Source organism: Dapis brunnea BLCC-M229 (assembly GCF_050015995.1).
Taxonomy (GTDB): domain Bacteria; phylum Cyanobacteriota; class Cyanobacteriia; order Cyanobacteriales; family Microcoleaceae; genus Trichodesmium.
In genome coordinates this window covers 25,148-38,958 of record NZ_JBNHEP010000099.1, presented here as the reverse complement: position 1 = coordinate 38,958, position 13,811 = coordinate 25,148, and the positions used below count along the sequence as shown (strand labels likewise).

At 35.0% G+C, this 13,811-nt stretch carries 9 protein-coding genes and 1 pseudogene; 5 read left to right on the top strand and 5 right to left on the bottom strand.

The window, feature by feature from the left end:
* Positions 1 to 68: 68 nt before the first annotated feature.
* Both kaiB and ACP6PM_RS11910 read right to left on the bottom strand, forming a co-directional pair.
* On the bottom strand, positions 69 to 383 hold the full coding sequence (gene kaiB, locus ACP6PM_RS11915; protein WP_293106238.1) for a circadian clock protein KaiB: 315 nt from the start codon (positions 381 to 383) through the stop codon (positions 69 to 71).
* Positions 384 to 716: 333 nt separating this feature from the next.
* Entirely contained in the window at positions 717 to 1,688 is a 972-nt protein-coding gene (locus tag ACP6PM_RS11910) for a circadian clock protein KaiA (protein ID WP_426584835.1), read from the bottom strand.
* 437 nt (positions 1,689 to 2,125) lie between these two features.
* Between ACP6PM_RS11910 and ACP6PM_RS11905 the strand changes: the two genes are divergently transcribed.
* The 4 genes from ACP6PM_RS11905 to ACP6PM_RS11890 all read left to right on the top strand — a co-directional run bounded on the left by ACP6PM_RS11905 (position 2,126) and on the right by ACP6PM_RS11890 (position 8,590).
* Positions 2,126 to 5,539 (top strand): ATP-binding response regulator, encoded by a 3,414-nt coding sequence (locus ACP6PM_RS11905; protein ID WP_426584833.1) that lies wholly within the window; start codon positions 2,126 to 2,128, stop codon positions 5,537 to 5,539.
* 138 nt (positions 5,540 to 5,677) lie between these two features.
* On the top strand, positions 5,678 to 6,349 hold the full coding sequence (locus tag ACP6PM_RS11900) for an aminotransferase class III-fold pyridoxal phosphate-dependent enzyme (protein ID WP_426584974.1): 672 nt from the start codon (positions 5,678 to 5,680) through the stop codon (positions 6,347 to 6,349).
* Positions 6,339 to 7,805 (top strand): pyridoxal phosphate-dependent decarboxylase family protein, encoded by a 1,467-nt coding sequence (locus tag ACP6PM_RS11895; RefSeq protein WP_426584831.1) that lies wholly within the window; start codon positions 6,339 to 6,341, stop codon positions 7,803 to 7,805. The genes ACP6PM_RS11900 and ACP6PM_RS11895 overlap by 11 nt, the downstream gene beginning before the upstream one ends.
* A gap of 128 nt (positions 7,806 to 7,933) precedes the next feature.
* Positions 7,934 to 8,590 (top strand): GNAT family N-acetyltransferase, encoded by a 657-nt coding sequence (locus tag ACP6PM_RS11890; RefSeq protein ID WP_426584829.1) that lies wholly within the window; start codon positions 7,934 to 7,936, stop codon positions 8,588 to 8,590.
* A 107-nt stretch (positions 8,591 to 8,697) separates the two neighbouring features.
* Here ACP6PM_RS11890 and ACP6PM_RS11885 read toward each other — a convergent pair whose 3' ends face one another.
* Positions 8,698 to 8,871, bottom strand: coding sequence for a hypothetical protein (locus tag ACP6PM_RS11885; RefSeq protein WP_426584827.1), 174 nt, complete (start codon positions 8,869 to 8,871; stop codon positions 8,698 to 8,700).
* Positions 8,872 to 10,409: 1,538 nt separating this feature from the next.
* On the opposite strand from ACP6PM_RS11885, the pseudogene ACP6PM_RS11880 reads away from it, so the two are divergent.
* Positions 10,410 to 12,031, top strand: a pseudogene (locus ACP6PM_RS11880) (IS1634 family transposase).
* Here the strand turns inward: ACP6PM_RS11880 and ACP6PM_RS11875 are convergent.
* The gene (locus tag ACP6PM_RS11875) at positions 11,967 to 12,266 is read right to left on the bottom strand and encodes a hypothetical protein (RefSeq protein WP_426584826.1); all 300 of its coding nucleotides are present in this window, start codon (positions 12,264 to 12,266) and stop codon (positions 11,967 to 11,969) included. The pseudogene ACP6PM_RS11880 and the gene ACP6PM_RS11875 overlap by 65 nt on opposite strands.
* A gap of 61 nt (positions 12,267 to 12,327) precedes the next feature.
* On the bottom strand, positions 12,328 to 13,811 hold a 1,484-nt coding region (locus ACP6PM_RS11870), incomplete at its 5' end, for a CHAT domain-containing protein (RefSeq protein ID WP_426584825.1).

Here is a 13,811-nt window from a genome sequence, read left to right as displayed (position 1 = left end):
ATATCCTGAATTATGACTGCTGAATCCTACCAAGAAAGCTAATATAGCAACATTTTATTAAATTGGTATTAGAGATTATATTCCTCTTCGTTAAGTTCTTCATAAAGTAGATCCAATCCAATTAACACCTTTTCCCGGTCTGAAAGATCTCCAATGATTTTTCTGACAGGTGGGGGTAATATTTTTGATAAAGTTGGTGTAGCCAATATTTTATCTTCTTCTGCTAGCTGAGGATTTTTCAATACGTCTATTACTTTTAAGGCATAAACTCCTTGGAATTCTTGTTCAAGAATTTCTTTGAGTGTTTTTAATGCCCGCACAGAATTAGGGGTATTTCCAGCAACGTATAACTTCAAAACATAGGTTTTCTTCAGAGGACTCATAGTTATTCTCAAGTAGTTTTTTCAGCTTGTTTGAATAGTTTTTCCTTGATGAAGAGCCGATTTCATAATACTTTAACCTCAATCAAATACAGATAATTTTTGTTTAGGAATTAATTAATTGATTAAATATATTTACAGCTCAAAGTATTAAGTCTTCTTAGTAAGACAGAAATCAGATTTTAGATACTAAATTTAAAATTAAATAAAAGTTATTTTTCTATCTTTTTATATACCTTGAAGTTATTAAACTTACCTATTCCTACACAAGCATTTAGATTAGCATTGGCCTACTATAATCTTTTGCTAGTTAATTTTTATTTAATAATCTAGTTCTCAAGATTCTCTAGGAATAGAACGTCGATACATTTCACACAGGTGTGCTATTGTATCTATAAGAGTTAATCGATAATCCAGCAACATTTCCTCACTACGTCCTTCTAACTTTAGTTGTTTAGCAAATTCATCCATTAAATCCATATGAATTTCTACAATTTGTGTTACAGGAATATCTGAGAAAAAACATAGGTTAACAAACTCATCTATTCTATTATTCAGAGAATTATCCTGAGAAAAATATTTGAGAACAATGTGACGATATTCTAACTTAAGTTGGTCTACAAACTTACGGCCCTCCCCTGGAGCCATATTCCTAATAAAATTTGCGGGATTTCTTTTGTAGTACACACCTAGGTATCCTAATCTTTCCCTTAATTTTGTATATAATCTGTGTTGCTGTTGATGAAGTATATTTTTAGTATGATCATCAGATTGTTGACTAAATATTTGAGATTCATCTTTTGAGGAACTAGCAGGAGAAAGTGTCAGAAATTTTTGAATTGCCTGCTCAATATAAAAATCTATTTGGCTCAGTTGATTGGTTAATAATGGAATTTCTGCTTGATGGTAAATAAAATTTTGATACTTTTGCTGGGGATTGTATTTAGTTAAATCATTATTAACTAACTCCTGAGTTTCTGGATAATTTTCTGACTCAGATTGTTTGATAATTACAGCAGGTAATAAAATAGATTTATTGTGTAACTTATGTATCAAAGAAGTTAGTTCAGAATACTCTTGGAATAGGAGACAATCTATGTTAGTATTCTCTTCAATAAGCTGGACAAATTCTCGGCGAGAGTTAGTTAGTGCCATAAGATAGCGCTCTCTACTCAGTAACTTGGTTACTGAAGTAGCAAATTTATCATCATGCAAATATATACAGATAGATAGTTGAGTAGACAAAATTTTAGATACAGTAGCTAAGTCTGGGTTAGGTTGAAAATCTGTAATCTGAGAAATCTCCATAACAAAATAATTTTATTACATTCAAGAAGTCAACAAATAATGTAATAAATATTAACATAGACAACCTCTAGAGTTTGAGAAAGGAGGATAGCATGAAGAATATAGCTATATATGAATATAGGTTCAGCAAAATTATTTTGAATTTTCTTACAAGACCTCCAACATAGCATTATCTGAAAGGAGGAGTATTAATCCTATATCTGTATACTGCCATAAATATTCAATTCTGTCATCATTAGCATCAATGTCAAAATTTTAGCTAACTATAAAGCTCAACGGGATTTTCCTACCAGGTGTTAACTTAATTTAATAATTATTGTTAATTATCTGTGGACAGATGTAGGGATAAGGGTTTCCGTTCTGAATGGCCTAAATTATAGTCCGGTTAGTCAATATACCCTTAATGAATATATTTCAGCTTATATACCCGAACTGTCATGTTAATATCCTACACGACTTTAAAAAAATTTATATCTCCTATACCTGTATGCTTACAAACAGAAAATTTACAGGTAGTATGGTCAATTTTCTGTAGAGAAAAATGTAACGAGTTAGTAGTAGTAAATTATCAACACCAACCACTAGGATTAATTTACTGGCATAGTTTAATTCCTTATATAAATATAGTCTCTTTTTCAGAGAAACCAACACACTTAACTCATTCTCCTATTGGGAATTGGCAACAACCTCTATCTGAAGTAAGTTTTTTGACACTGGATAATATGAGAATTTTACCAGCAGATTTAACTGTTGAAAAATTATGGCCATATCTCCAGCAAAAGTCTGAAAAGCAGATTAACCAAGAGTCTTCTAGTTTACCTATTGGTGTAGTAGATCGAGAGGGTAAATTTTTAGGATTGCTAGATAGTTTGGGTCTATTAGAATTTCTTTCTACAATTGAAGACCTAAAGCTAAATATTTCTGAACCAGAAAATTCTCCAGAAACGCAGCAAATAGTTACAAAAGATTTGCTTAATCAAGGAACAGTAGAAACCTCTTCCTATCTCTGTTCATTAATAGAGCTTTTAGAAAAATTGCCTCTACCTCTAATGTTACAGAGCAATGATGGTAAAGTAATTAATCAAAATTTGGCATGGCGTTCTCAGATCGAAAAAGAATCTGAATTAATAGAAATTGTAGATGCAGTTGTAGGCTTATCTTCTAAAAATATTACACAAAAGCCGACAAAAGTAAAAATGCCAGACTCTTTAACTGTGCTGAGAGATAGTGTTACATTTTCATGTCCAGCGATAACTAATCGGAAAATTTCCCCTACTACACTTTTACAAGAACGAGCCAAAATACCAAAGTCAAATTCTGCTTCTAGTTGGTGTTATAATACTCAGCCAGATACCTACGTTTGTACTTGTCCTCAAAAAAATGGTCAAGAGCGAGTATGGCAGTTTAGCAGTCAGCAATTTTTTGAGCTGACATTAGTTTTAGCTCAGGATGTCACAGAACAACACTTGGTGGCAAAGGAATTACAAGCTAAAAATGCCGATTTGATTCAGCTTAATCGACTTAAGGATGAATTCTTGGCTTGTATTAGCCATGAACTAAAAACACCATTAACTGCTGTATTGGGTTTGTCTAGTTTGTTGAAAGAGCAGACTCTGGGAAATCTCAATGAACGTCAAACTCGTTATGCTCAACTCATTCATCAAAGTGGTCGTCATTTGATGGCTGTAGTTAATGATATTCTAGATTTGACTCGCATCGAAACTGGTCAGATGGAATTAAACCCAGAAGCAGTTGAAATTCGGAAAGTTTGCGATCGCGCTCTTCAGGAGGCTTTACAACTTCAGCATAAGCATCCTCAAGGTCAATCTTCTGCTATATTTACTGATTCTATCCGGGCAAAGTATACTTTGGAAATAGAGAAGGGTCTAAATATTATAACTGCAGATGAATTGCGTTTGCGCCAGATGTTGGTAAATTTGTTATCCAATGCTTTAAAGTTTACTGCAGCAGATGGCAAGATGGGATTGAAAGTAGCTAGATGGGAAAAGTGGATAACTTTTACAGTTTGGGATTTTGGAATTGGTATACCACCTGACAAGCAACATTTGATTTTTCAGAAGTTTCAACAATTAGAAAATCCTCTCAGTCGTCAGTTTGAAGGAACTGGTTTAGGTTTAGTATTAACTCAACGTTTAGCTCGTTTACATGGTGGGGATGTTACTTTCATTTCTCAGGAAAGTAAAGGAAGTGAATTTACATTAATTTTACCACCTACTCCACCTCTAAAAGATTTAGGAAAGGAGGGATGGAAAACAAATGATGCTCTCAAAGATCGAGGATTTATTTCTACTGAAGAAAATGAAGTTCGTACCAAAAAAGATAGTAAATTACCCGTTCATAATTACCAATTACCTATCATTAATTATTCATCTCGTTTAGTTCTAATTGTTGAAGCAGTTCCACGATTTATTGAAGATTTAACAAATAAATTAACAAGTTTAGGTTATCGAGTTGTTATTGCACGTTCTGGTACAGAAGCAGTTGAAAAGGCACGAAAGTTACAACCAAAATTAATATTTATCAATCCATTATTGCCACTTTTATCAGGTTGGGATGTCTTAACTCTTCTGAAAACTGATACTGATACTTGTCAGATTCCTGTAGTAATAACTTCCACCAGAGGAGAGAAAGAACGAGGGATAATTAATGGAGCGAATAAATTTTTAACCCTGCCTGTAGAACGATCGGAATTAGAGCAAATATTGACAGAATTTACTGATGCAGCATCAAAAAAACAGCATTATCAAAAATTAGTAATTCTGCGTTTAATCCCTGGCAAGTATAATTTTCAGCAGCCTACTACAGAAGATTCTATCTATGAGGATAAGTTTCTTTCACTTCCTAATGAATACAGAATTATAGAGGCAGATGATTTAGCTCAAGCTAATTTACTTGCTAAGATTTGGCAGCCTGATGTTATTCTGATAGAGAAAATTTCTAATCTAATTACTCCAGTTGAATTTATTAAAAATTTAAGTCAATATTCTACCTTGGCAGGTATTCCTTTAGTAACTCTGGATTCGGAAACTACTCAAGCTGCTAATCAGGTGAAAGAATTGTCTGTGTTTCCTTGTTTGGCTTTTGAGAAAAATGAGAATAATTTAACTGAAACAAAACTTGATTATGAGTGTTTAACTTCGGCGTTGTGGCAAGTAATTTCTATTGCTGCGGGAATGAGTTGGCTGCCAACTATATTAGTTATGGATGTAGCAAATATTAAAGATTTGACAGTACCTTTAAAAAATGTTTTGTCTGAGGAAGCTGTTATTAATTTATCATATTTTATCCCAGGAAAGCCAGGAAAGGGAGAGGGGGAAGAGAGGGAAGAGAGGGAAGAGGGGGAAGAGCGGGAAGAGGGGATGGATTTAGGAAATAATACTTTTAATTCTCCGACTTTTTCTGGTTTGATTTCTGATTTGGAAGTGGCTAATCAAAATTGGAAAGATTGTGAAGAAACTAAATTACCAATTGATAGTACGCAGGTGTTAGTTCAGTATATTCAAACTTCTGGATTTAAAGGTTTAATTGCTAAATCTTGGGTTGAAGTTTTACAGGATTTGGAAAATCAGAGTGTGGATTTATTGTTAATTTGTTTGCGGGGAAATTTACCCCCTGGTTTGGATAAAGCATTATCTAATTTAGACCAAATAATTACAAAGCCTCCTATATTGGTGTTGGAACATTTTGATTATCAATTACCAAAAAATATGACACCAGAAAATCTAAATTTAGTCTTGAGTAAGGTAGCTACAAAAATTTTGCCTTCCGATTTATCAATAGTAGATTTATTGGAGGAAATTAAGCATCATTTGACATTCTCTCCGGTCTGAAAGGTTCACAAGTCAGAAGTATTATTCAACTTATTCTCTAAAACTACCAGGGAAAACGCATCTAATTTTTTTGACAAATGACTAAGAACCCAATAATCCCCTTGGCAATATCTTGAAGATCGGGGTAGCGGTTATGATATCCCAGCAGCAGTTATCCTAGAAACAATTCAAGCTGAGGGTGGTATTCGGATTGCCAGCTATGAGTGGCTTCGAGAAATTGAAAGTATATGCCGTGAGTACGATATCATCCTAATTGTTGATGATATTCAAGTCGGATGTGGTCGGACTGGAACATTTTTTAGCTTTGAGAATTCTGGTATCTCTCCTGATGTGATCTGCTTATCAAAATCACTCTCTGGTATTGGTCTTCCATTTTCTATAACACTAATAAAACCGGACTTAGATAGATGGACTCCAGGAGAACATGATGGAACCTTTAGAGGAAATAATCTTGCGTTTGTTACAGCCGCAGCCGCCCTTGATTATTATTGGGTAAATGATGAGTTTATTCAAGGCATACAAAAAAGAGAAGAAATCGTTAAAAAAACCTTAGACAAGCTTCTTGAAAGCTTTAGTACTGAGCTTGCAGTTAGAGGGCGTGGCCTCATCTGGGGCATTGAATGCTTTAATCAAAAATTCAGCAAAATTATTTCCAGAGAATGTTTTCGCCAGGGTTTAATCATCGAAACGGCAGGAATCAACGACCAAGTTCTTAAAGTTTTGCCACCTTTAACGATCCGTATTGAAGAACTGGAAAAAGGTTTAGCGACTGTAGTGTCTACAATTGAAAAATCTATCAATGAAAACTAATCATTTCTTAGGCATCAATAATAGTGAAGGATTGGATGCTATCAGTAAAAGCATCGTTAGAATCAATAAAATACTAGCTGAACGGTTAACAAATGACAGGCATTGCTTTTCTGGAGTCGAACCAAAACAGTTACAAGAACTCATTTCAGGTATTGATTTAGCGACTGATTCAGATAAAAATCTAGATTCTATTGTAGAAGATATATCCAATCTATATATCGAGCATTCAATCAATATATATTCTCCTTTTTATATGGCTCACCTTCATAGTACTGTATCTATAGAAACAGTTATTGGGGAATATCTGATTGGGCTTTTAAATCCTTCCCTTGATTCATGGGATCAAGCTCCTTTTGCCACTGAAATTGATGAACTTGTCGTTAGCTTTTTTCTACAGAAAATATTTGGAAAAAACCATAGTTCTGATGGAGTTTTTACCTCCGGAGGAAGTCAATCAAATTTGATGGGTATATTGTTGGCTAGAGATATCAAGAGGCAACAATATAATATTAATTCAAGGCGAGACTCATTAGGTGATATAGAAAGTAAATTTAGAATTTACTGTTCAAGTGTTTCTCATTTTACAATTGAAAAAAGTGCTTGGTTATTAGGTCTTGGTGAACAGAGTGTTGTCAAGCTTGATGTTGATAAAAAATTTAAAATTGATCTCAAAAAATTCCAAGAACAGCTTGTCAAAGATATTTCTAATAATTTTATTCCAATTTGTGTTGTATCTACTGCTGGCACAACTGACTATGGAAGTGTTGACCCGATTCAAAAAATAGCTGAAATTGCTAAAAAATATTGCATGTGGCACCATATAGACGCTGCTTATGGTGGAGCAATGATATTTAATCCCAAAGTGAGGTGGACACGCCATTTGTCCTTGGCAAATTCTATTACTATCGATCTGCATAAAATGCTTTTTCAACCCATTTCTTCAAGTTTATTTTTATGCAATAATAAGGAATATATACAAAATCTAAATTTTGAGTCAGACTATCTGAATCGAAAAGAAGATTTTGAGGTGGGAATGAAGAACCTTGTTGACAAGTCACTGCAAACATCTAGGAGGTTTGATTCTTTGAAGTTCCTGCTCACGATCCAAGGGATGAAACAGTCTGGTATAGAAGATATACTTCAAGGTTTACTTGATCTTACTAGTGCTGTTGCTTTATACTTTAAGGGATTGGATGAGATAGAGCTGTTAAATGAGCCAGAACTCTCTTCGTTAGTTTTTCGATATAAACCTATTGGTAATAAAGATATTGATACTATAAATAGAAAAATTCGCTTGACTCTGATGGGAGAAGGCATAATTATTGGTGAGACACGGTTTAATGGCAATACTTTTTTGAAGTTTACCCTACTGAACCCCAATGCTAAACTTGAAGATATAAAAGAAGTAATTAACGCTGTTCTTAATGCTGGTCATAAATCTTCTGGGATTGCTTGATTAGGATTGGGCATAAATCGGGCAGGGAGCAGGTCTTCGCAGAACAAATGTACTAAAATAACTCATGACCGCTACTTAAGCCCCGAAAACACAAATGACATGATTTCTTTAATTTAGGGCGATTATCTATGACAGATATATTACGCAATGCAACCTTGGCTGACGTACCAGGTATCTCCCATCTCCTAACTTCGGTTTCGGTTAATGATGATCCAGAGTTTCAATTGATGGTATCTTCTAAGATTGTGCCAAAACAGGAATTGATTGAATATATCATTCAGACACACACGCACCCTTCTGTCATCAACAATCCATGCTCTTTGGTCATTGAAAGTGCGAGTAGCGGTGAAATAATTGGTTTCCGTCTTAGTGAACCATATCCCAATCTTGATACAGTATCCTTAGAGAAGCAACTAATTGAAAAGTCCCCAGGATTAAAAAAACGACATCGTTTCTTTGCAGATCTAGAGGAGAGTATCACTAACCCAAATAACACGGGTATATCTTTCCTGCAATTAACAGTCGCGCCACACTACCGTAAAAAAGGACTGGCAACACAGTTAGTCAAAAAATCAATTTCTATTGCTAAGAATAGTGGAGTTTCCTTCATAAAGGTCTGTGCTGCAAGTGAGTATTCATGTCGAATATTTAAAAAATTAGGATTTCATAAAATATCTGAGATCGACTACAAAACCTATGAACAAAATGGAATTCACTTCTTTGATCCTTCATTGATCAAGGTACATTCAAGGATAGTGCTTTATGTGCTTTACCCTTCGCTTTAATCACATGTGATGACAGCCTCGCTAGTTCTAACCCTAATTCAACTTTCTGAACTCAATATGGTCACAATCGACAGCCCGGATTGGAATTTCATTCGAGCCGCAGAAAATTAAATAGCTAAAGAAATTGCCTGAGTAACTCCACTACTGGGACTGTTGAAATTTTTCTCAAAGATAAATTCACTGTAATCAGCTAGGTTATCTAATCCCAGAAAGTTGAGTACAATTTCGACCACTAACCAGAAAATTGTTTGGACTAACAGTTTTTTCCAGGACACGCTCATGGTTTCCTTCCGCCAGAAATTGCTCAGACATCAATTCACTGTGTTGAAAATATTATCGCAACAACTTCAGGCAGAAAAAATCCCGAAAAGTTCAGTTGGATTCAGGAAAAGATTCAGGTTTATTCAGGTTTATTCAAGTGGGTTTGAGTTTGGAGACAAGATGGAAGTGAACAAAAGTGTCCTTTTTATGAAAGAATTTTACGTAAGAATCTTTATTCTCTGGCGTAATTAAGCTGTTTGGCGGTCAGGAGAGTTCTTCAAGAAATCGCAGGGGAACGTTGTTATAAGGCATTTGGAGATTCTCAGGGTCGAGCTTATCTCTTCAGCTAAATCGGAACTCGGTCGATTTGGATCACAGTTTACGTCAATCGCCCAAGTACGGTTCTCTAGATCGAAGATTGCTATTAGTTCAACAACTTGAGAAGCTATCGAGGTCTTCAAGGCTCTATCGAGCAGCGAACACAATCTGCCCAACTCATCATCTGAAAAATTCCTGAATTGGGGATAGCCCTGTCTGACCAGTTCGATACTTCCTCTCAATCCTGAGACTTTAGAAGAAGGGTCCTGAGAGGGATTTCCTCTCTTTCCGAAACCCCTTGGCTTTGGTCTTTTCATATTTCACCTCATATTTCCATTGAAAGTCGTGGCTCTAACTTCGAGAGCCAGTTTGAAGCCATAGATGTAGCGGCCAGCAATAAGAAAGCCCCGGACCAGCAATAACGAACTTTTTGAGCCAGGATTAACTGCAACTAGATTTGCTTTTGAGCCAGAATTAACTGCAACTGAGCCAGAATTAAATGCAACTAGCCAGCAATAACTTTTTTGAGCCAGAATTAATTGCAACTAGACAAGTAAAGAAAACGAACGTTTTTTTTACTCCTGGTTTCAAAAGCCTGAATCAACGAGAAAATCGGCTTTTTCAAGTTAAGAAAGCCGTAAATATTTCAAAGTAAAAGTATTGTGATTAACGACGAGTTAATTTACCACACCAATAAAGAAATTATTGGGAAATGTAGATGGGACAAAAGTTTTAGACTATTTGCAATTAATTCTGGCCGAAAAAAGTTATTGCTGGCTAGTTGCATTTAATTCTGGCTGAAACATCAATTTAGTTGCAGTTAATCCTGGCTCAAAATGATCATTATTGCTGGTCCGGGGCTTTCTTATTGCTGGCTGCTACACTTAGGTGATCTTCTATACTGACTCGCTTGGGCATTATTCATATTCCTTGTCTTTTCTGCTTACTCTATATTAAGGTTATTTAATGTGACTTGATATTAGTAGCATAGTAGGGTCAAATGTGTCTAGTAGTTACTAGACAGTGTATAGTAGACAGTAAAAAAAGTAATAATAACTATAGAGAAGGTAGTGCTAACGCACTACTAACATTATAGTTATTACCTACATTCCGCACTTCAAATTGTATCACAAAAGGTTACAGAGACCCATCTATTTAATTGAGTAGAATTACTTATAGCATTTGGCAACTGCAAGTGAGATCATAAAGCTGATGATTGCGTTATTATTTAGTATAAAAAATGTCTCTGATAGAAGAAATAACAGTTAAAAACATCGACCACTTAGGAATAATTGCGGGACTAATTGATGAGATAGGAATTGTGGAAATAATTAACCAAAAATTAGGAGTAGATAATCGAGAAAAAATTCCCACAGGACAAGTAATTAAAGCTTTAATTCTTAACGGTTTAGGTATGGTATCACGTCCGTTATATTTGTTTAGTCAGTTCTTTGAAGACAAGGCTGTAGAGAAATTATTAGGAACAGATATAAAATCTGAATATTTAAACGATGATAAAATCGGTAGAGTAATGGATGATATCTATGAATTGGGATTAACAAATTTATTTATAGAAATAGGAATATTAGTTACCAAAAAGTTTGAAATTGAGACCAAATATGCCCACTTGGATTCAACATCGTTTCATTTACATGGAGAATATTATCAAATTGAATCTACTGAAAATAATCAACAAAAACCAATATTAATAACAAAAGGATATTCATAAGATAATTGATAGTTTTAAAACAATGTGTACTAGATTTAATTGTCAGCAGTGATAGTGGAATACCATTGTTTATGAGAACTGCTGATGGGAATGAATCAGATAAAGCAGTGTTTGGTCAAATTTTAACCGAGGTCAAAAAACAAATAAAACTAGATAGTATTATGGTCTGTGATAGTGCTTTATATAGTCAAGAGAATATCAAATTAATTTCAAATTTAAAATGGATAACTAGAGTCCCAATGACTCTGAAAAAAGCAAAAGAAATAATTGAATTAGACCTTGAAGAAGTACAAATTTCCTCGGAGACAGAGCCAGAAAATCCAGAAATAAATAGAGTTCTTCAAAAAAAAGGATATAAATGGTTAGAGCAAAAAGTCACTTATGCTGGAGTTAAACAAAGATGGTTAATCGTTGAAAGTGCAGAGCGTAAAAAAAGTGATATCCAGAAATTAGAGTTGAAAATTGAACAAGAAAAAAAGACGGCATTAAAGCTAGCTAAAAAAATAGAAACAACTGGATTTGATACAGTTAATCAAGCTCAAAATTACTTGAAATCTATCAACAAAAAACTGAAATTATGGAGTATAGAGTCTGTAGAAATCAGGGAAAAAATTTTGAATGAACAGCTTATAGTCTATCATCATCAAATAGAAATTCAACCAAGAGCCTCGGAGATAGAAAGAATAACTCTAGTGGCTGGTCGATTTATTCTGGGGACGAATATTGAGTTATCTTCAGAAATTTCTAGCTCAGAAATACTGTGGAACTATAAAAATCAACAGGCTTGTGAAAGGGGGTTTAGGTTCCTCAAAGACCCACAATTTTTTGCCGATAGTTTTTTTGTAGAAAAACCTCAAAGAGTAGAAACAATATTATTTGTTATGTCACTCTGTTTATTAGTATATAATCTCGGCCAAAGAGAGTTGAGAAATAGTTTAAAAAGAACCAATAATGGAGTTAAAAACCAGTTAGGAAAGATGACAAATACTCCTACATTAAGATGGATATTTCAATGCTTTCAAGGGGTGCATTCGTTAACAATAAATCAATCTCAAAAAGTTGTTAATCTCACTGAAGAACGAAGCTTGATTTTAGAGTTTTTACCCTCTTGTTGTCAAAAATATTATCTGTAATACGCTTCGGGATGCGATCGCACGCGCTCACTCTCTGGGCGGTTCGGAGAACCATTGCACTACCTGAATATTGAGAAAATTGATTGATGCTATCAACGGGAGTGTTGTTGCTCCTGTGTTTTCTGTTGCCAACAGAACTCTCTAGTTCACCAATAATAATCGTGCCACTGATTTTTTGATGTTCTATAGAATTAATTTGTTTAATTTGTTGACTCAAATTCTGATAATGATTCATGTACCTTTTTGTGCTACATTATGAAGTGCGGAATGTGGGTTAGAAAGAATTAGGCGATCGCTTACCATGGACTACCAATCATTGTAAAACTAGCCCAATAATAAGGATGAGATAAATCTTCTGTCTGTAAACGAAGGGCTAAGGTGTTTGATACCGAAGCATCTCCCCGAGTGGAGTGGAGCAAACCTGTTTCAACCTCAACCTTTCCACGCAACAAAGCCAACTGTGCGTTTCTCAAAGCTTCTGCTTTAATCGAACTTGACTTTAAGTTACGGTAAAACTCAATCATCAACCTCAAAGTTCCCACATCGCTAACTTGCCACAAACTTGCTAAGGCAGACTTGACTCCAGCTTGATGAGCTAACCCGGCAAATCCCATTTCAGTTTCTAATGTATTCCCCAAACCTGTTTCACAGGCACTCAAAACCAACAACTCCACCTGGGGTTGTTTATACCACTTTAAATCTCGGAGTTCTTTCAGAGGTAGTTTTCGATCCCAAAGTTGAATGTAGGGAGGATTTTCGGGAGAGAAGTTAGCATGAGTAGCTATATGAATAATTTTAAATGTTTGTTGGCTCCGCTTTTTCTGAAGATTCTCTAGAGTAAAAGATTTATTGAGTAAAACTTCCCCTGACCATAATTTTTCTGTAATAGTTAAAACTTCAGTTGGAACACTAGGTAGAGTAGGTTTGTCTACAAATTCCGACATTCCCATTGCCAGAACTTCAGCATTTTCCAGCCCCTCATAACTAGCATTGGTAAGACTCAAACTGGGAATTAGACTAAAATTATAATTCTCAATCAAAAAATTTTGCCCGTCATACAAGGCAGCTAAGGGAATTGAACGTAACTCTTCATCTAAATAAAATAAGAGAGTATTGATACCAGCCTCTTTTAAGTCGGCTTCTAGGGGAGCAATTAACCACTTATATAGTTGGCGAGCTGCCGGCCATCCTGTTGTTCTAGGGTCGCTGACTTCCATATAAAATTCTTTTGCAATTCGACGGAGTTTTTTCGCTTCTACATCTGGAATAGTTTTGACAATTGGTTTACCATCTGGCAAGACCAACATTAAAGTTAGTCCGCTTGTGAAATTCTGTAGTTCCACACCTTCAATTTGTTCAGTCAATTGGTTTGGATGAGTAATGACATAAATCGCAGCAGGTTTTTGCTCGGTTTGAGCCTCAATTTGACTAAAAATTTCTCGAATACTAGCTTCGGTTAAAATTTGTGCGGTTGGAAATTGAGTATGAGTGGATGAGAGAGACTGCACAACTGGATAATTCGTTATCAACTCTGAGTCAGTTTCAGCAATTGGAATTCTTTCTCTAATGGCAGATACTCTTGGTAAGGATGGTTCTGGTTCTACAGATAATCTAATTTCAGAATTATTCAAAGGTGCAACTGGAGAAAGTCTGGTTTCTAGAATATTAGTTGTATCTGAGGGACGAGGTTGTCTTTGTCTGAATGAAGGAGGTTCTGACTCAAAGCTCGAATTTGTCAATGGTGAAATTTCGCTCCGATTTTTTGTTTGTTGGGAACGAC